At 73.2% G+C, this 17,419-nt stretch carries 17 protein-coding genes; 12 read left to right on the top strand and 5 right to left on the bottom strand.

Annotated features, from left to right (window positions below; translation table 11 throughout):
* Window positions 1-22 precede the first annotated feature (22 nt).
* The 3 genes from J7E93_RS18585 (at window position 23) to J7E93_RS18575 (ending at window position 4,200) form a co-directional block, all read left to right on the top strand.
* Window positions 23-847 carry an MOSC domain-containing protein gene (locus J7E93_RS18585; protein WP_215070880.1) on the top strand — a complete coding sequence of 275 codons (825 nt, stop codon included), beginning with the start codon at window positions 23-25 and terminating at the stop codon, window positions 845-847.
* Between the two features lie 119 nt (window positions 848-966).
* The gene (locus tag J7E93_RS18580) at window positions 967-1,575 is read left to right on the top strand and encodes a hypothetical protein (protein ID WP_215070877.1); all 609 of its coding nucleotides are present in this window, start codon (window positions 967-969) and stop codon (window positions 1,573-1,575) included.
* Between the two features lie 174 nt (window positions 1,576-1,749).
* Window positions 1,750-4,200: a right-handed parallel beta-helix repeat-containing protein gene (locus tag J7E93_RS18575; protein WP_215070875.1), complete on the top strand. Its 2,451-nt coding sequence runs from the start codon at window positions 1,750-1,752 to the stop codon at window positions 4,198-4,200.
* On the opposite strand, the gene J7E93_RS18570 is transcribed toward J7E93_RS18575, so the two are convergent.
* Window positions 4,170-6,683, bottom strand: a complete 2,514-nt coding sequence (locus J7E93_RS18570) for a hypothetical protein (RefSeq protein ID WP_215070872.1) — start codon at window positions 6,681-6,683, stop codon at window positions 4,170-4,172. The genes J7E93_RS18575 and J7E93_RS18570 overlap by 31 nt on opposite strands.
* 135 nt (window positions 6,684-6,818) lie before the next feature.
* Here J7E93_RS18570 and J7E93_RS18565 point away from each other — a divergent pair, with 135 nt between their 5' ends.
* The 3 genes from J7E93_RS18565 to J7E93_RS18555 all read left to right on the top strand — a co-directional run bounded on the left by J7E93_RS18565 (window position 6,819) and on the right by J7E93_RS18555 (window position 8,742).
* Window positions 6,819-7,646, top strand: a complete 828-nt coding sequence (locus J7E93_RS18565) for a DeoR/GlpR family DNA-binding transcription regulator (RefSeq protein WP_215070869.1) — start codon at window positions 6,819-6,821, stop codon at window positions 7,644-7,646.
* 7 nt (window positions 7,647-7,653) lie between these two features.
* Entirely contained in the window at window positions 7,654-8,094 is a 441-nt protein-coding gene (locus J7E93_RS18560) for an SRPBCC family protein (protein WP_215070866.1), read from the top strand.
* A 168-nt stretch (window positions 8,095-8,262) separates the two neighbouring features.
* Window positions 8,263-8,742: an SRPBCC family protein gene (locus J7E93_RS18555; protein ID WP_308368711.1), complete on the top strand. Its 480-nt coding sequence runs from the start codon at window positions 8,263-8,265 to the stop codon at window positions 8,740-8,742.
* Here the strand turns inward: J7E93_RS18555 and J7E93_RS18550 are convergent.
* A complete protein-coding gene (locus tag J7E93_RS18550) occupies window positions 8,702-9,874 on the bottom strand; it encodes a PLP-dependent cysteine synthase family protein (RefSeq protein ID WP_215070861.1) in 1,173 nt (390 codons plus the stop codon). The two genes, J7E93_RS18555 and J7E93_RS18550, sit on opposite strands and share 41 nt — an antisense overlap.
* Before the next feature lie 181 nt (window positions 9,875-10,055).
* Here J7E93_RS18550 and J7E93_RS18545 point away from each other — a divergent pair, with 181 nt between their 5' ends.
* Entirely contained in the window at window positions 10,056-10,361 is a 306-nt protein-coding gene (locus J7E93_RS18545) for a hypothetical protein (RefSeq protein ID WP_215070858.1), read from the top strand.
* A gap of 190 nt (window positions 10,362-10,551) precedes the next feature.
* A complete protein-coding gene (locus tag J7E93_RS18540) occupies window positions 10,552-11,160 on the top strand; it encodes an ATP-binding protein (protein ID WP_215070855.1) in 609 nt (202 codons plus the stop codon).
* A gap of 84 nt (window positions 11,161-11,244) precedes the next feature.
* Here J7E93_RS18540 and J7E93_RS18535 read toward each other — a convergent pair whose 3' ends face one another.
* Window positions 11,245-11,532: an SHOCT domain-containing protein gene (locus J7E93_RS18535; RefSeq protein WP_215070853.1), complete on the bottom strand. Its 288-nt coding sequence runs from the start codon at window positions 11,530-11,532 to the stop codon at window positions 11,245-11,247.
* A 231-nt stretch (window positions 11,533-11,763) separates the two neighbouring features.
* Between J7E93_RS18535 and J7E93_RS18530 the strand changes: the two genes are divergently transcribed.
* Both J7E93_RS18530 and J7E93_RS18525 read left to right on the top strand, forming a co-directional pair.
* A complete protein-coding gene (locus J7E93_RS18530) occupies window positions 11,764-12,342 on the top strand; it encodes a TetR/AcrR family transcriptional regulator (RefSeq protein WP_215070850.1) in 579 nt (192 codons plus the stop codon).
* 28 nt (window positions 12,343-12,370) lie between these two features.
* On the top strand, window positions 12,371-13,012 hold the full coding sequence (locus tag J7E93_RS18525; RefSeq protein WP_215070847.1) for a DUF4865 family protein: 642 nt from the start codon (window positions 12,371-12,373) through the stop codon (window positions 13,010-13,012).
* A gap of 71 nt (window positions 13,013-13,083) precedes the next feature.
* Here the strand turns inward: J7E93_RS18525 and J7E93_RS18520 are convergent, their stop codons facing one another.
* Window positions 13,084-13,854 (bottom strand): cyclopropane-fatty-acyl-phospholipid synthase family protein, encoded by a 771-nt coding sequence (locus J7E93_RS18520; protein WP_215070844.1) that lies wholly within the window; start codon window positions 13,852-13,854, stop codon window positions 13,084-13,086.
* A 62-nt stretch (window positions 13,855-13,916) separates the two neighbouring features.
* A complete protein-coding gene (locus J7E93_RS18515; RefSeq protein WP_215070841.1) occupies window positions 13,917-15,143 on the bottom strand; it encodes an ROK family protein in 1,227 nt (408 codons plus the stop codon).
* Between the two features lie 125 nt (window positions 15,144-15,268).
* Here J7E93_RS18515 and J7E93_RS18510 point away from each other — a divergent pair, with 125 nt between their 5' ends.
* Both J7E93_RS18510 and J7E93_RS18505 read left to right on the top strand, forming a co-directional pair.
* Window positions 15,269-15,940 carry an endonuclease gene (locus J7E93_RS18510; protein WP_215070839.1) on the top strand — a complete coding sequence of 224 codons (672 nt, stop codon included), beginning with the start codon at window positions 15,269-15,271 and terminating at the stop codon, window positions 15,938-15,940.
* Between the two features lie 89 nt (window positions 15,941-16,029).
* Window positions 16,030-17,250 (top strand): MFS transporter, encoded by a 1,221-nt coding sequence (locus J7E93_RS18505; RefSeq protein ID WP_215070836.1) that lies wholly within the window; start codon window positions 16,030-16,032, stop codon window positions 17,248-17,250.
* Window positions 17,251-17,419: the final 169 nt, after the last annotated feature.

The following is a 17,419-nucleotide window of genomic DNA, read 5'->3' as shown; positions in this document are numbered from 1 at the left end:
GAGCGGCTGGCAGGATGACGGCATGCCGATTCCTGTTGTGCGCTCCGTCCACGTCCACCCGGTCAAGGCGATGCGCGGCTTCGCGCCCGCCGAGGCGGAGGTCCAGCCATGGGGACTGGCTGGTGACCGCCGTTGGACCGTGGTGGACGCGTCGGGAAAGGTCGTGACCCAACGCCGTCATCCGCGGATGGCGTTGGCCGCCGCCGAGCCGCTGTCCGGCGGCGGCGTCCGGGTGTCCGCGCCCGGCCGGCCCGCTCTCTCGATCGAGGTGCCGCGGCCGTCGTCCACGATCCGGGTGGAGGTCTTCGAGACTCCGGTGGAGGCGGTCCCGGCCGATGACGCGGCCGACGCGTGGTTCAGCGCCTATCTGGAGACGGAGGCCCGGCTCGTCCACATGGACGAGCCGGCGCACCGGCGTCCGATCAACCCGGAGTACGCGCTGCCGGGCGAGACGGTGAGTTTCGCGGACGGATTCCCGCTCCTGGTCACCACCACCTCCTCCCTCGACGCCCTCAACTCGCTGATCGCCCAGGGCGACCACGCCGACGAGGGCCCCCTGCCGATGAACCGTTTCCGGCCGAACGTCGTGGTCGACGACACCGCGCCCTGGGCCGAGGACGGCTGGACCCGGCTCTCCATCGGCGAGGTCACCTTCCGGGTCGCCAGGTCCTGCGGTCGCTGTGTCGTGACCACCACCGACCAGGAGACCGGCGAGCGCGGCAAGGAGCCGCTGCGCACCCTCGCCCGCCACCGCAAGGACGGCAGCCGGCTGATCTTCGGCCAGAACCTCGTTCCCGAGCACACCGGCACGATCCGGGTCGGCGACGAGGTCAAGATCCTCGACTGAGCGCCGCGGCTGTTCGAGGGCCGCGCGAGGCGCGTCACACTTCGCGTCCCGACGGGCAGGGAACACGCCTCCGGGGCAGACTCGTTGGGAGAGCGACGAACGACGAGGGGGTGCGGGGCGTGCAGGCAGTCACCGGAGTCTGGCGCTGGCGGCGCAATCCCCTGTGCCGGACCACGGACCTGATCGAGGCGTGGGTCGCGCTGACGGCCGTCGTGCTGCTCGTGTTCGCGGCGCCCACGGTCGGGTGGATCTCCGGAGCGCGGACCGATGCCTCCCTCCAACGTGCGGTACGGGCCCAGTACGACCAGCGGCGGGAGACGACGGCCCGGGTGGTCCGGCTCGCCGGCACCCCCGCGCCCGGGTTGCAGAGCCCCGAGTCCGCCGGTGAGCAGCCGGTCCGTCGGCCCGTGGTGGCCCGCTGGACGGCACCGGACGGCACGTCCAGGACGGGGACGGTGGCCGCCCGCCGGGAGTTCGCCGATCCGGGCGACACCTTCCGGCTCTGGACGGACCGGAAGGGGCGCCCGGTCACGGCGCCGATGCGGCCGGAGACCGCGCACGCCCACGCGGTGATCGTCGGGCTCCTCTCGGCGGCCCTGGCCGGGGTCTTCGTCGAGGCCGCCAGACGGGTGGTCGTACGACGGCTGGTCCACCGGCGGTACGAACGCCTGGACCGCGCATGGGCCAGGGCCGGCCCCGACTGGGGGCGTACGGGCGCGGGCAGCTAGAGCGTGTTTTCGTATCGGGCCGCATCCACGAGACACCCCCGAGGGACAGCACCGACGAGCGCGGGCGCGGCGAGCTCGATGCCTGCACCCGACCCGTCAACCCGGCGGCTCCGCGCGCGCTACGGTGGGGCATCGGACGAGCAGCGACGCATGAGGCGGGGGCAGAACACACCCATGGCACAGGGCACGGTCCAGGTGACGCACACCGGCACATCGCGGTGGCGGCGCCGCACGGGTGAGTACGCCTCCCTCGCCGCGGCTCTGGAGGCCGCAGGCGACGGCGACGTCCTCACCGTCGCGCCCGGGACCTACCGGGAGAACCTCGTCATCCGACGCGCCGTCACCCTGCGCGGCCCGGAGGGCGGTATCGGCTCGGTACGGATCGCGCCGGTGGACGGCGTACCGCTGACCGTGCGGGCCACGGCCACCGTCCAGGATCTGCACATCGAGGGTCAGGACGCCGCCGCGCCCGCGCTGCTCGTCGAGGACGGCACTCCCGAGCTGCTCGATCTGCGGATCGTGACCCGTTCCGCCGCCGGGATCGAGGTCCGCGGCGCGGCCCGCCCGACCGTCCGTCGCTGCACCGTCGACAACCCGGCAGGCGTCGGTATCGCCGTACTCGACGGCGCCGGCGGGGTGTTCGAGGAGTGCGAGATCGTGTCGGCCGGGCAGTCCGGGATCACCGTGCGCGGCGGCGCCCACCCACGCCTGGAACGCTGCCGGGTGCACCACGCCTCGGGAGCCGGGATCACCGTCAACGGTGAGGGCAGCGGCCTGGAGGGCATCGGCTGCGAGGTGTACGAGATCAAGGGCACGGGTCTGCAGATCGCCGCCCGCGCGACCGCTCATCTCACCGACTCCTCCGTGCACCGCACCTCGGCCGACGGCATCACCCTGGACACGGACGCGGTGCTCACCCTCTCCGACTGCGACATCCACGACATTCCCGAGAACGCGGTCGATCTGCGCTCGCGTTCGGTGCTGACGCTGACCCGCTCCACAGTGCGGCGCTTCGGGCGCAACGGGCTCTCCGTGTGGGATCCGGGCACCCGCGTGGACGCCAACCAGTGCGAGATCCACGACAGTACGGGCGACTATCCGGCCGTCTGGGTCAGCGACGGGGCGACCGCGGTCCTCGACGCGTGCCGGGTGCACGACGTGCCGGACGCGCTGTTCGTCCTCGACCGGGGCTCCCGTGCCGACGTCGTCGACAGCGATCTGTCGCAGGTGCGGAACACGGCGGTGTCGGTGAGCGACGGCGCGACCGCGCAGCTGGACGACTGCCGGATCCGGGAGGCGTCCACGGGCGCATGGTTCCGCGACCACGGCAGCGGCGGCACGCTCGCCGGCTGCACCATCGACGCCGTGCAGACCGGGGTGATCGTCACCAAGGGCGCCGACCCGACGATCGAGCGATGCACCGTCACCTCGCCCGCGGAGGCCGGTTTCTACGTCTCGGCGGAGGGGCGGGGCACCTTCAACGGCTGCCGGGTGACCGGGAGCGGCGGCTACGGCTTCCATGTGATGGACGGCTGCCGGACGACGCTGCGCAAGTGCCGTACGGAGCGGTGTGCGCGGGGAGGGTACGAGTTCGCCGAGGGGGGCGCCTCCCTCGCCGAAGGGCTCGGAGGCGGACCGGTGGCGGAGGAGTGCACGAGCGACGAGAGCGGGGTGCGTACGTCTCCGGTCGACACCGGCACCGTTCGGACGGTGACGCAGCAGGCGGGCCTGCTCGGCACGGTTCCGGCCCCGCGCGCGCCCGTCGCCCTTGCCGCCGTCCCCGCCGTCCCGGTGTCCGACCCGGCGTCCACGGCGCGGTCGTCCCAGGACGTGCTCGGCGAACTGGACGCGCTGGTGGGCCTGGAGAGCGTCAAGCACGAGGTGCGCACGCTCACCAACATGATCGAGGTGGGGCGCAGACGCCAGGAGGCGGGCCTCAAGGCCGCCTCGGTGCGCCGCCATCTGGTGTTCACCGGGAACCCCGGCACGGGCAAGACCACGGTGGCCCGGCTCTACGGGGAGATCCTCGCCTCGCTGGACGTGCTGGAGCGGGGTCATCTCGTCGAGGTCTCCCGCGTGGACCTGGTCGGTGAGCACATCGGGTCGACCGCGATCCGGACCCAGGAGGCGTTCGACCGGGCGCGCGGCGGAGTGCTCTTCGTCGACGAGGCGTACGCGCTGTCGCCGGAGGACTCGGGCCGGGACTTCGGGCGTGAGGCGATCGACACCCTGGTGAAGCTGATGGAGGACCACCGGGACGCGGTCGTGGTGATCGTCGCGGGTTACACGGCGGAGATGGAGCGCTTCCTGACCGTCAACCCCGGTGTGGCGTCGCGCTTCTCACGGACCATCACCTTCAGCGACTACGAGCCCGACGAGCTGGTGCGGATCGTGGAGCAGCAGGCGGACGAGCACGAGTACCGGCTCGCCGCGGGCACCGACGAGGCGCTGCGGAAGTACTTCGCCGAGCTGCCCAAGGGCCCGGCGTTCGGCAACGGCCGTACGGCGCGGCAGACGTTCGAGTCGATGGTGGAGCGCCACGCGGGACGGGTCGCCGTGCTCACCGAGGTGAGCACGGACGACCTGACCCTGCTCTATCCGGAGGACCTTCCCGAACTTCCCTGATCGGTCCCCTGGTTGGTCCGCTGATCCGTCCGCTGATCCGTCGGCAGGCTGGTCCGCTGGTGGGGCAGTGCGGGTGGCAGCCGGTCCAGGAGGCCGGACCGTTCCTCCGCGAAGGCCGGGTCGGCCTGGTAGTCGGAGTGGCCCAGGATCGGTTCGGGCAGCGGGTGGGCGTGCGTGCGGCCGTAGACGACCGGGTCGAGCAGGACGGTACGGTCGACGGCCGGCTTCTCCCCCTCCGCGGGCACCCGGACGGGGCCGCCTATCGGGTCGGTGGCCCGGTAGAGGTTCCTCCAGCAGTGGACGGTGCGGTGCAGGGCGCGCAGCGGTCCCGGGCCGAAATAGGCGGGGAACCAGCGCCCGTAGAGGCGCTCCAGCGGGGAGCCGTAGGTCAGCAGGGCGACTCTCCGGCGTGTCGCCGGCGGCAGTTGCCAGACGGCGGCCGCGGCGAGCACGCTGCCCTGGGAGTGCCCGGAGATCACGAGCCGGCCGCCCGTGTGCCGGGTCCAGGAGCTCATGCGCCAGGTGAGGTCGGGCACGGCCCGTTCGGCGTAGCAGGGTGGGGCGAAGGGGTGCGCGGCGCGCGGCCAGAAGGTGCCGACGTCCCAGAGGATGCCGATGGTGCGGCGGGCGGAGGCGTCCTTGTACGCCCGGCGGCCGCAGGTGACGAAGAGCAGGAAGCCGAAGCCGATCATCCAGGAGCCGAGGGACTGGGCGGTGTCCGCGGCGGCGGCGACGGCGGGGTGCGCGCCCTCGAAGGCACGGCCCGGGACCTTTCCGCTGACCCATGCGCCGGCGACGGCTCCGGCGCCGAGCAGCAGCGTGGCACCGGAGACGATGCCGACGAGGGAGGGCGCGGAGTCGGTGAGCCCGGCGCGGGCGCGGCCCGACGCGATCCGTCCGGTACGGACCGGGTCGGGGTCGTCGGTTCCGTACTCGGCCTCGACGACGGGCCCGAGGCGGCGGACGGCGCGGGCGGTCCGTACGACGAGGAACGCGCCGGGAGCGAGCAGCAGCAGGAGCAGGACGGGGATGACGGACGCCTGCCAGCTCAGCAGCACGGGCGGGCCGAGGAACGGGCCCTGCCCCATGCCGGGCGTCTGGGAGCCGTCCAGCCAGTCGGCCACGCGCTGGGCCACGCCGCCCGACATCACTCCGCCCAGCGCGCAGGCGAGCATGGCGACGGCGGGGCCGCCGAGCCCGTACAGGGCGGTGCGGGGGTCGCGGTGGGGGCGGTGCAGAAGGAGGGCGACCACGGCCAGGGCGACGACGAGGCCGCCTTGGGCCAGTGTCAGGACACCGAAGGTGAAATCGCCGGGGAGCGTGCCGCCGGAGCGCCAGTCGGGGCGGGACCAGCCGGCGTGGAGGACGGCGAGGGCGAGCAGTGCGAGGGAGGCGCCGGGCAGCGCGGACACCAGGGCCCGTTCGAGCCGCAGATCGAGACGCTTCTCGCTGCGGCCCCGGCGGCAGACGACCCAGAGGACGACGGCCCCGAGGACGACGAAGGCCGACTGCAGCGCCCAGCCGAAGATCTCCCGCAGGGAGTCCGGCGCTCCGCGGTCGTGGCGGGCGGCGGCTCCGGTGACGGCCGCGGCGACGGTCAGGAAGCCCGCCGCCGTGTGGGCGGCGCGCAGCCGCGCGACCAGACGGCGGCCGTACCAGAACCCGGGACGCCCGAGGGCGGGCCGGAGCGCGGCCGGGGACGACGCGTCGAGGGTGTCGGGGGTGTCGACGGCCTCGTCCGACTCCGGACCGTCCGACCCCCGACCGTCCGACTCCCGACCGTCCGACGCCGGACCGTCCGGCGCGGAAGCGGCAGGGTCGGAAGCGGGGTCGGCGGGTGCGTCGTCGTACCCCGTGGGCGGGCGCTGGGCCTCGTAGGCGCTCCACGTGCGGTTCGACAGGTACCAGAGCAACCCCACCAGCGCGGCCGGAACCACGGCGGCGAGCGCCAGCCGGCGGCCCGGCTGGGACCACCAGCCGCCCCGCTCGGCCGAGAGGAACCCGAGCCACGAGCGGTCCTCCGCGCAGGCGGACAGCCCCGCGCACTGCCAGGCCGTCAGATCGAGCGCGACCTCGCAGGCGGCGGCGGTGAGGAGCACGGTCAGAGTGAGGGCGACCAGGCGGACCAGCACGCCGTACAGCCGGACGAGGCCGGGACGGTCCTGCGTCGGCGGGCGCATCCAGTGGGCGAGGTTGACGACCATGAAGGGAAGCAGCAGCAGCCAGAGGGCGCGAGTGCCGTTGCCCGAGGTGAGGTTGGACCAGCAGTACGCCTCCGGGACGGGGCGTTCGGCGTAGCGCTCGGGGTGCTCCTCCGCGTCGAGGTCGTCGGCGCGGCGGTGCATGGCCGCGGTCGCGTCGCCGGTGACCCGCACCGTACACGGGTCGTCCAGCATGTCCTGCGGCGTTGCTCCTCCGACGCCGTGGACGAGGAGCTCGAGCGCCGCGCCCCCGCTCTTCGGGGCAGGTGTGGCAGGGGACACTTCGGTGTCTCGCTCTCTGGGTGGGAGGATTCGACGGCAGGCAACAGGATCCCGGAAGGACGTGCACGTACGCACGGCCTCTCACGGAATCCGACGCCCATTCCCTAGTCCCCTTCGGAAGGACCGGCCTCGGTGGTGAGCGACCATCAGAATCTCCTCGCGGAGCAGCGGCGCGCCCTCATTCTGGACGAGGTGCGGCGGCACGGCGGTGTGCGGGTCAATGAGCTGACACGGCGGCTGAACGTCTCGGACATGACGGTCCGCCGGGACCTGGACGCGCTGGCCCGTCAGGGCGTCGTGGAGAAGGTGCACGGCGGCGCGGTCCCGGTGGTGGAGACGAGCTCGCACGAACCGGGGTTCGAGGCCAAGTCGGCGCTCGAACTGAGCGCCAAGGAAGAGATCGCCCGGACGGCGGCGCGGATGGTCGCGCCCGGCTCGGCGATCGCGCTCTCGGGCGGTACGACGACGTTCGCCCTGGCCGGGCATCTGCTGGACGTGCCGGACCTGACGGTGGTGACCAACTCGGTACGGGTCGCCGATGTCTTCCACACGGCGCAGCACCAGGGCTCCACGGGCGAGGCCAGGCCCGGCGCCGCGACCGTCGTGCTCACGGGAGGGGTGCGGACGCCGTCGGACGCTCTGGTGGGGCCGGTGGCCGACCAGGCGATCCGCTCCCTCCACTTCGACGTGCTGTTCCTCGGGGTGCACGGGGTGTCGGTGGAGGCCGGGCTCTCGACCCCGAATCTGGCGGAGGCGGAGACGAACCGGCGCCTGGTGCGTTCGGCCCGCCGGGTGGTGGTGGTCGCGGATCACACCAAGTGGGGCACCGTGGGGCTGAGTTCGTTCGCCCGGCTCGAGGAGGTGGACACGCTGGTGACGGATCGGGGGGTCTCGCCGCGGGCGCGGGAGGAGATGGCGGAGCATCTGCCCGGCCTGGTGGTGGCGGGCGAGGACCAGGAGTGACGGCGCCGTGCGACCCGTCCGGATCGAGCGCACGACGGCCCTGCCGGTCGAGGAGGCGTGGCGACGGCTCACCGACTGGCCCGCGCACGGCGCCCAGGTTCCGCTGACCCGCACCCGGGTGCTGACCGAGGGGCCCACGCGGGCGGGGACCCGGTTCGTGGCCCGCACCGGGGTCGGACGGCTGGCCATCGACGACCTCATGGAGGTCGTGCGGTGGGAGCCTCCGGGGCCCGGACGGCCGGGGGTGTGCCGGCTGGAGAAGCGCGGGCGCGTCGTCCTCGGCCGGGCCGGTATCGAGGTCTACGGAACGCCGGACGGTTCGCGCGCGGTGTGGACGGAAGAGCTCGGCGTACGCGGGATTCCCCGGTTCATCGACCCCGTACTGGCGCTCGCGGAAAGGCTGGTGTTCGGACGGGCCATGGACGGGCTGCTGCGATCCGGTCGGTGAAGAAGAGCGGGCGGGCGGACATCTGACGGTACGACAGCTAGGGTGTGGTGGCCCCGCACCAGCCGTTCACCCCCGGAGGTACGGACCATGGCACGTCGACCGCCCCACCTACCCGCGCGCCGACGTGCACGCGGTCCCGCACGCCGTCCCGCACGCCGGCTCGAGCCCGTGGAGCTTGGCTTCGCCGACTCCGCGCCCGTACGCCTGGTGTTCACCACCGAGTTGGCGGCGCCGCCCGCCGCCGTCCACCGCTCGCTGGCCGAGGAGGTGGGCAGCTGGCCCTCCTGGTTCCGGGCCGTCGTCTCGGCGACGCCGACCAGTGGTGGCGCGGGGCGGACGGTCCGGTTGCGGGGCGGTGTCCTCTTCCAGGAGACGATCATGTCCCGGGAGCCGGACAGGCGGTACGTCTACCGGGTGGACGAGACCAACGCGCCGGGCGTCCGCGCCATGCTGGAGGAGTGGGTCCTCTCCCCCGTGGGCAGCGGTACACGGGTCCGCTGGACGATGGCGGCCGACGGACCGCCCGCGCTTGTGCTGGCGATGCGCCTGGCGCGCCCGGGCGTCGGCATGTCGTTCCGCGACGCGATGCGCCGGCTCGACCGGCGTCTCACTCCGGCCAGACTCCCGTCTCCAGGAACTGGTCGATAGCGGCGGTGTAGGGGGCGATGTCCAGGCCCTGTCCGGCCAGCCAGGCGTCGGAGTAGTACTTGTCGAGGTAGCGGTCGCCCGGGTCGCAGATCAGGGTCACGATGCTGCCGGTGCGGCCGTGCTCGACCATCTCGGCGACGATCTTCAGGGCGCTCCACAGTCCGGTACCGGTGGAGCCGCCCGCCTTGCGGCCGATCGCGGCCTCCAGAGCGCGGACGGCGGCGACGCTGGCCGCGTCCGGGACCTTCATCATCCGGTCGATCGCGCCGGGCACGAAGCTGGGCTCCATGCGGGGGCGGCCGATGCCCTCGATGCGGGAGCCGCAGTCGGCGGTCGCCTGGGGATCGTTGTGGGTCCAGCCGTCGAAGAAACAGGAGTTCTCCGGGTCCGCGACGCAGATACGGGTGTCGTGCTGCATGTAGTGCACGTACCGGGCGATGGTGGCGGAGGTGCCGCCGGTGCCGGCCGTGGCGACGATCCACGCGGGCTCGGGATAGCGCTCCAGCTTCAGCTGCTGGTACATCGATTCGGCGATGTTGTTGTTGCCCCGCCAGTCGGTGGCCCGCTCGGCGTAGGTGAACTGGTCCATGTAGTGGCCGCCGGTCCGTTCGGCGAGGGCGGCGGACTCCTCGTACATCTTGCGCGAGTCGTCGACGAAGTGGCACTGACCGCCGTGGAATTCGATCAGCCGGCACTTCTCCGGGCTGGTGGTGCGGGGCATCACCGCGATGAAGGGCACGCCGATCAGCTTGGCGAAGTACGCCTCGGAGACGGCGGTGGAGCCGCTGGAGGCCTCGATGACGGGCTTGCCGGGCCGGATCCAGCCGTTGCACAGGCCGTAGAGGAAGAGGGAGCGGGCGAGGCGGTGCTTGAGGCTGCCGGTGGGATGGGTCGACTCGTCCTTGAGATAGAGGTCGATGCCCCACTTCTCCGGCAGCGGGAAGCGCAGGAGATGGGTGTCGGCCGATCGGTTGGCGTCGGCCTGGACCTTACGGACGGCTTCCTTCAGCCAGGCGCGGTAGGCCGGGTCGCTACGGTCGACGTCGACGGTCGCCGTCGGCGCGCTGCTCTCCGCGGCGCTCCCCCCAGCTCTCTCGGTGGCGTTCTCGGTGGCGTTCTCCGTGGTGCTCATGCGTCGCTCGTTCCTGTCGTCGGCCGTTCCGCGCCGTTCTCCCACTGGTGACGATAACTCCCTCACCTGGGCAAACGTTCGCTTTGGGGGTCCATAGGAGTCCCTTGCAGGAGGGCCTCTGGTGTACCCGCCGCGCGCCCGGCACACTGGTCGGAACAAACGGTGCGAAGGGGGGAGTGACATGGCTGAGCCGGAGTTCACTGCCACGGGAGTACGGATCGAGCGCTGGCCCCGCTCTCTGACGCGGGCGGGCGAGGTCCGGATCGAGGACGGTCGGCTGTCCCTGTTGACGAGCTACGGCAGCGAGATCGACAGCGCCCCGGTGGCCTCGGTGCGGGCCGGACGGCCCTGGTTCGCGAAGCCGGACGAGACGGTGGCGACGGTGAACGGGACGCGCTACCGCCTCACGATGGACAGGCCGCAGGACCGCGCGTCGGGCCCCGGGCGGTTCCTCGACGCCCTGAAGAGGGCGACGAAGGACCGGTGAGCGGCTGACCGGGTCGATTCGGAGCGGGCCGGTCGCGGCGAGTTGCGACTCGGTCACCATTGGTTCAGGCTGGAACCACCTCACCGAGGGTTTACCGGCGGTGACGCTGTGACCCAGCCCGCCGCCGCGCAGCGCATGTCCAGATCCGATCCTTCGTCTTCTTCCGGACCTACTTCGGGGAGTCGCAGCCGTGATCAGCGAGCCACGCAGGCACTGCACGGTGGAGCTCCAGGCCCTGCCGTCGCGGATCGGTCAGGTCCGCAGAATCGTATCGGCGCATCTGCGCTACTGGCATCTCGATGCGTTGATCGACCATGCGGCGCTCGGTGTCACCGAGCTGCTGACCAATGTTCACCGGCACGCACAGCCGGACAAGATGTGCACCGTGGAGATCGAGCTGCTGCTCGACCGCCTCACGGTATCGGTCCATGACCACGACCCGCGGATACCGGACATCAACGGCAGCCGACGGTCCGGGCACGGCGACGTCGACGAGTTGGCCACCTCGGGACGCGGTCTGGCCATCATCGAGGCGGTCAGCGAGAGCTGGGGCATCCGTCCGCACGGCGAGAACGGGAAGGTCATCTGGTTCACCCTCCCGGCGCCGACGCCCGCGGTGGCGGTCCCGTCCCGTTCGCACGCCGTGTACGGCGCGACCACCGACGGCCCCTTCGCCGGCCACACCCGGTTCGGGGGCGCACACGGCACCGGCCTGGAGGGCGTCCCGTTCGGCACCCCCGCAGCACCGGTCCGCACCCCTGCCACCGCCGCCGCCGCCCGATCGGCCCTCGCAGGCTGACGGCCGGCCGGGGTGCCCGGCCCGCCCGCGACGAGGGCCTTCACGCGTGGCGGGGCGGCGATGACGCGGCGGCGGCCTGGATGGTCATGCCGTACGTCCCTTGGGGCCGGCGGTGCGGCCGAACTGCTCCTCCAGGACGGTCAGCCGGCGCCAGTACTCGTCCTCGTCGATCTCTCCTGCCGCGAAGCGGTGACCGAGCAGCGCGATCGGGGACTGCTCGTCGTACGCCGGGCCGGGGCCGGGGCCGGAGCCCCGGCGGCCGCGCCATCCGGTGCGGCGCAGGACGGTGACCGCGGTGAGGATCACGGCCGCCCAGACGAGGGGGAAGAAGAGGACCCACGGGCCGGGGCCCGCGTGGGCGAGAGTGTTCATGGTCGGTCAGCTCCTCGTGCTGTGTCGATGCTTCGCATCTCGACTTCGCGTGTCGATGTGTCTCGACTTCGCGTGTCGATGCTTCGAGACTCGCGCGACGAGGGGGGTCGGGTCGTCCTGCAGCCGGCGGCTTCGTCCGTACGCCGTGGGGAGTACGGCGGGTGCGCAGAGCTCCTCCCGCCCTGTCCTTGCCACCGCTTCCCGGCTTCCGCACCCTCTGTACCTACTAGTATGTACACTGCTTTCATGACCACGCCCGAACGACTGATCGAGGCCACCCAGGAGCTGCTCTGGGAGCGCGGGTACGTCGGAACCAGCCCGAAGGCGATCCAGCAGGCCGCCGGAGCAGGGCAGGGCAGCATGTACCACCACTTCGCCGGCAAGCCGGATCTGGCGCTGGCCGCGATCCGTCGCACGGCGGAGCAGTTGCGGGCGGCGGCGGAGGCCTCGCTCGGGAGCGGGGGTCCGGCCCGCGCCCGCATCGAGGCGTATCTGCTCCGCGAGCGCGAGGTGTTGCGCGGCTGTCCGCTCGGGCGGCTGACGATGGACCCGGAGGTCATGGCGAGCGAGGAACTGCGCGCCCCGGTCGACGAGACCATCGACTGGCTGCGCGGGCGGCTCGCCGGGATCATACAAGAGGGGTTGGACAGCGGTGAGTTGGTGGGTCCGCTCGACCCGGTCGAGGTGGCGGCGACGATCGTCGCGACCGTCCAGGGCGGCTATGTGCTGTCCCGCGCCGCCGGTTCCCCCGCCGCCTTCGACACGGCCGTCCGTGGCCTGCTCGCCCTCCTGTCGCCCCGCCCCGCCTGAGCCCACCCGAGAGAAGCGGAGACGCCCGATGCACGCCATGCAGTACGAGATCACCCTCCCCGCCGGCTACGACATGGAGATCATCCGCAAGCGGGTCGCGAGCAAGGGGCATCTGCTCGACGACTTCCCCGGGCTCGGTCTCAAGGCGTATCTGCTCCGGGAGCGCGAGGACGGCTCTCCGGTGAACCAGTACGCCCCCTTCTACCTCTGGGCCACGCCGGAAGGGATGAACTCCTTCCTGTGGGGCCCCGGTTTCCAAGGCATCGTGAACGACTTCGGCCGACCGGTGGTGCAGCACTGGGTGGGACTGTCGTACGCGGAGGGGCCCGCGTCCTCGGCGACGCCACGGACCGCGACGCGCCGCAAGGTCCCCGTGCCGGAAGGTGTCGCGCCCGCCGAGGCGGTGGCTCAGGCACTCGCGCGCCACGAGCGGCAGGCGGCGACGGAGGGCGTGGTGGCGAGCGCGGTGGCCGTCGACCCGCGCCACTGGGAAGTTCTGCACTTCACCCTCTGGGCGGGAACGGGAGATGAGGTGCCTGCGGACACGGCGGCGGGAGGGGACGCCGGGGCGCGAGCGGACACGGCGGCGGGGGCGGGCGAGCGGTTCCAGGTCCTGTACGTCGCCTCGTCGCCGGATCGGGCCGCCCTGGGGCGCGCGGGCCAGGGCTGAACCGCGCCGTACCCCCACGGCGCACGAGTGCGACGTACGGGTGCGGCGGGCGGGTGCGGCGGGCGGGATGGTCAGCCGACGGGGACGAGGGTCAGGTAGGCGATGCCGAGGAGGTTCCGGTAGCCGTTCAGCCAGGTGGACCGCTGACGGTCGACGCGTTCGCGGGTCTCGGCCGCGAGCGGGTGGTCGGGGTGGCCGGCCAGCCAGACCTCGGTCTCGTGACGGTAGCCGGACTCGAACTCCTCCCACTCCTCGACGCTCGCCGTCTCGATCCACGCGGGCCGGAAGCCGGCCTCGATCGCCAGGTCCACGAGCGGCCCCAGGAGGAGGTGGTCGCCCGGCTGGGCGTCGGGCCACATCGCGGCGAGCTCGTCCCGTGTGGGAGTCCGCTGCCAGAAGCCCTCGCCGAGGACGACCCGGCCGCCGGGCTTGACCAGACGCCGCAGCTCCCGCAGCGCGGCGGCCGGGTCGTGCGGCTGTTCGGGGTCGCACAGGGCCTGGCTCGCGCCGAGGCAGAGGATCGCGTCGACCGGCCCGCGGGTGGTGCCGAACGCCGACTCCTCCACGAACCGCACGCGCTCGGCGAGCCCGCGCTCCTTGGCGAGGACCCGTCCCCTGGCAAGGTCCTCGGCGTTGATGTCGATGCCCACACCGGTCGACCCGGGCGCGCTCTCCAGGACGCGCAGCAGCAACTCGCCCCAGCCGCAGCCGATGTCGAGCACGGTGGCGGGCGAGTTCGCGGCGAGCCGCTCGATCATGCGGGTGGCGCGGGCCTCGGAGAGCGGCCCGTGGAAGGTGAGGCTGCCGAGGCGCGGGGGAAGATCCAGGTCAGTGTCGGTCATGGCGGGAACGCTAGTTCGTCCGGGGGCACCGGGCCACTCAATTCGGAGCCCCGCCGCCGGTGTCAGGCCTCCGGCCGACCGAGCGCCGCCAGGGGGTCGTCGAGCACCGGCTGCCAGGCCAACTCCGCCGCGCCGACGAGGCTGTTGTGGTCGAGAGTGCAGGCGAGGATCGGCACACCGCCGCTGCGGCCCCACAGGCTCCGGTCCGCCACAACCGCGCGCAGCCGGTCCGGATCGGCGTCGAGCAGCTCGCGGTGCAGACCGCCGAGGATGATCCGGTCCGGGTTGAGGATGTTCACGAGCCCCGCGAGGCCGAGGCCCAGACGGTCGATCAGCTCCTCCGTGGCGGCCCGTACGCCCGGGTCGTGCGGGCTGGTGCGGAGCAGGTCGCGCGCCTGCTGGAGCAGTGAGACCTCGGGCCCCGGGTCGCGTCCGGCGACGGTGAGGAAGGCCAGCGGGTCCGTCTCGACGTCGAGGCATCCGCGGCTGCCGCAGTGGCACGGGCGGCCCTCGGGGTTGACGGTGAGGTGCCCGACCTCGAGCGCGAGGCCCGAACTGCCGGTATGCAGGCGGCCGTCGAGGACCAGGGCGCCACCGACGCCGCGGTGGCCGGTGGCCACGCACAGGAGGTCCCGCGCGCCGCGGCCGGCGCCGTGGCGGTGCTCGGCGAGCGCGGCGAGGTTGACGTCGTTGCCGGTGAAGGCGGGGCCCTCGATGCCCGCGGCGCGGACCCGTTCGGCGAAGATCTCCCGTACCGGTGCACCCGCCGGCCAGGCGAGGTGGAGCGGGTTGAGGGCGGTTCCCTCGGGCTCGGCGACGGCCGACGGCGCGGCGAGCCCCGCGCCGACGCAGCGGCGCCCGCTCTCGCGGAGGAGGGTGGCGCCGGCGTCGACGACGGCGCCCAGGACCTGCGCGGGATCGGCGGAGACGGTGACACAGCCGGGCGCGGTCGCCACGATGGTGCCGCCGAGGCCGACGAGCGCGGCACGGAAGCCGTCGGCGTGGACCTGTGCGGCGAGGGCGACCGGGCCCTTGTCGTCGACGGTGAGGCGGTGCGAGGGGCGCCCCTGGGACCCGGCGGCGGCGCCGGGGTTGGAGTCGACCCGGATGAGGCCGAGGGCCTCCAGCTCGGCGGCGACGGCGCCGGCGGTGGCACGGGTGACACCGAGTTCGGCGGTGAGCACGGCGCGGGTCGGCGCACGGCCCGTGTGCACCAGTTCCAGTGCGGGCCCGAGCGCGCCGCGCCCCCTGTCCAGCCGTGTCCTGATCGTCGTCGCCTTGCCGTTCATGGGTGCGAGTCTCCCATGATCGGGGGGTGACACGGTTTGCCGGGCGTGCGGGTGGGTAGCGGCGCGGGCGGAAACGGCAGGCCTGGGAAACGGGAGGCCTCACCGGAGGCGTCACGGGAGGCGTCATGGCACGCTCCGACGCGGCAGCACACGTACGGGACCTCTTGGCGGAGCAGGGGCGGGCGACCTACGCCGAGCAGGCCGGCATCCGGCTCAAGGACACCCCGCAGCCGCTGTACCAGCTGCTCGTCCTGGCCCATCTGCTGAGCGCCCGGATCCGCGCTTCGACGGCGATCGACGCGGCCGCCGCGCTGTTCGCCGCCGGCATGCGCCGCCCGCAGGGCATGCGGGACGCGAGCTGGCAGCAGCGGGTCGACGCGCTCGGCGAAGGCGGCTACCGGCGATACGACGAGCGGACGGCGACGCAGCTGGGCGAGGAGGCCGAGCTGGTGCTCGCGAAGTACGGCGGCGATCTGCGCCGTATGCGGAAGGCGGCGGACGGCGACGTGGACGCCCTGCGGTCGGCGCTGCGGGAGATGCCGGGCATCGGCCCGGCGGGAGCGGACATCTTCCTGCGCGAGGTGCAGGGAATCTGGCCGGAAGTGGCTCCCTATCTGGACCGGCGCGCCCTCGAGGGCGCGCGCCGTGCCCATCTGCCCACGGACGCCGACGCGCTGGCGGACCTGGTGCCCCGCAAGGAGCTCCCGTCCCTGGCGGCGGCCCTGGTGCGGGCGTCCCTGGAGCGGAAGCCCGCGAGATCCGGCGACCGGGGCGAGAAGGCCGGGGCCGCGGCATAGGTCCTCCCCGGGGGTCGGGCTCGCCGCGCGCAGGCCGCTGCCGGTACGGGTGGTTGAAAACCTCCCCTCCAGACCCCTATCCTGAGTTTGTGCCGCTACTAAACAAAGTACGGACGGCCGTTCCTGGGGGCCCTGGCGGAGACACCGCCCGCTCCCTGTCCCGCCTCCGCTCCGCCCTGACCCTCTTCTTCGCCCTCGACGGCTTCCTCTTCGCCGGCTGGGTGGTCCGGATCCCCGCCATCAAGCAGCAGACCGGGGCCTCGGCCAGCGACCTCGGGCTCGCGCTCCTCGGCGTGTCGGCCGGCGCCGTGGTGACCATGACGCTGACCGGCCGCCTCTGCCGGCGCTACGGCAGCCACGCCGTCACGGTGGTCACCGGCGTCCTGCTCTCCCTCTCCATCGCCCTGCCCGCGCTCACCCACACCCCCTTCGCGCTCGGCCTCGTCCTGCTTCTGTTCGGCGCCGCGTACGGCGGCATCAATGTCGCCATGAACAGCGCGGCCGTCGACCTCGTCGCCGCGCTGCGCCGGCCCGTGATGCCCAGCTTCCACGCCGCGTTCAGCCTCGGGGGCATGCTCGGCGCGGGACTCGGCGGACTCGTCGCCGGCAGCCTCTCCCCCACGACGCACCTCCTCTGCCTCACCGTCGCGGGTCTGCTCCTGACCGCCGCCGCCGGTCCCGTACTGCTCCGACGCCCCTCCCCCGCCCCGCCGGAGCAGACCCCGACCTCCGCCGACCGACCCCGGGGCGCGGCCGGTTCACGCGGCCTCGTCGTCGTCTTCGGGGTGATCGCGCTGTGCACGGCGTACGGCGAAGGCGCCCTGGCCGACTGGGGCGCGCTCCACCTGGAGCAGGACCTGCACGCGCATCCCGGCGTCGCCGCCGCCGGCTACTCGCTCTTCGCGCTGACGATGACCGTCGGCCGGCTCTCCGGCACCGCGCTGCTCGAACGGCTCGGCCAGACCCGCACGCTCGTCGCGGGCGGGGCGACCGCCGCCGCGGGCATGCTGCTCGGCGCCCTCGCGCCGAGCGTCTGGGCCGCACTGCTGGGCTTCGCGGTGACCGGCCTGGGGCTCGCCAACATCTTCCCGGTGGCCGTGGCGCGCGCGGGAGCGCTCGCCGGTCCGAGCGGGGTCGCCGCCGCGTCCACCCTCGGCTACGGCGGCATGCTGCTCGGCCCGCCCTCGATCGGCTTCCTCGCCGACTGGTTCTCGCTCCCCGTCGCCCTGACCACCGTGGCCGTCCTGGCGGCCGGCGCAGCCGTGATCGGCTACGCGGCCCGCAACGCCCGCGTCCCCGAGGCGGGTTGACCAGCCGGACTCATCCCGCACCGCGAGCCCGGCGCACGGGCGAAGCCTCGGGCGGCGGGGCCGCGCCCTCCACGAGGAGGGGACGACGAACCATCCACGTCCGCACACCACGGCCAGGCCGGCACCCGACCTGACCGTGTCCGCGCTGGTCCAGGCGTTCGTTCAATAT

The organism is Streptomyces sp. ISL-36 (assembly GCF_018614205.1).
In the GTDB taxonomy this organism is placed as follows: domain Bacteria; phylum Actinomycetota; class Actinomycetes; order Streptomycetales; family Streptomycetaceae; genus Streptomyces.
Note: the sequence above shows the minus strand (reverse complement) of the source record. Positions and strands in the feature narration are given on the sequence as shown.

Coding starts and splice junctions, on each gene's coding strand:
- J7E93_RS18535 (WP_215070853.1), bottom strand. CDS start 11,532: ATGAACACTCTCGCCCACGCGGGCCCCGGCCCGTGGGTCCTCTTCTTC.
- J7E93_RS18550 (WP_215070861.1), bottom strand. CDS start 9,874: ATGAGCACCACGGAGAACGCCACCGAGAACGCCACCGAGAGAGCTGGG.
- J7E93_RS18525 (WP_215070847.1), top strand. CDS start 12,371: ATGCACGCCATGCAGTACGAGATCACCCTCCCCGCCGGCTACGACATG.
- J7E93_RS18510 (WP_215070839.1), top strand. CDS start 15,269: ATGGCACGCTCCGACGCGGCAGCACACGTACGGGACCTCTTGGCGGAG.
- J7E93_RS18520 (WP_215070844.1), bottom strand. CDS start 13,854: ATGACCGACACTGACCTGGATCTTCCCCCGCGCCTCGGCAGCCTCACC.
- J7E93_RS18585 (WP_215070880.1), top strand. CDS start 23: ATGCCGATTCCTGTTGTGCGCTCCGTCCACGTCCACCCGGTCAAGGCG.
- J7E93_RS18575 (WP_215070875.1), top strand. CDS start 1,750: ATGGCACAGGGCACGGTCCAGGTGACGCACACCGGCACATCGCGGTGG.
- J7E93_RS18545 (WP_215070858.1), top strand. CDS start 10,056: ATGGCTGAGCCGGAGTTCACTGCCACGGGAGTACGGATCGAGCGCTGG.
- J7E93_RS18515 (WP_215070841.1), bottom strand. CDS start 15,143: ATGAACGGCAAGGCGACGACGATCAGGACACGGCTGGACAGGGGGCGC.
- J7E93_RS18530 (WP_215070850.1), top strand. CDS start 11,764: ATGTACACTGCTTTCATGACCACGCCCGAACGACTGATCGAGGCCACC.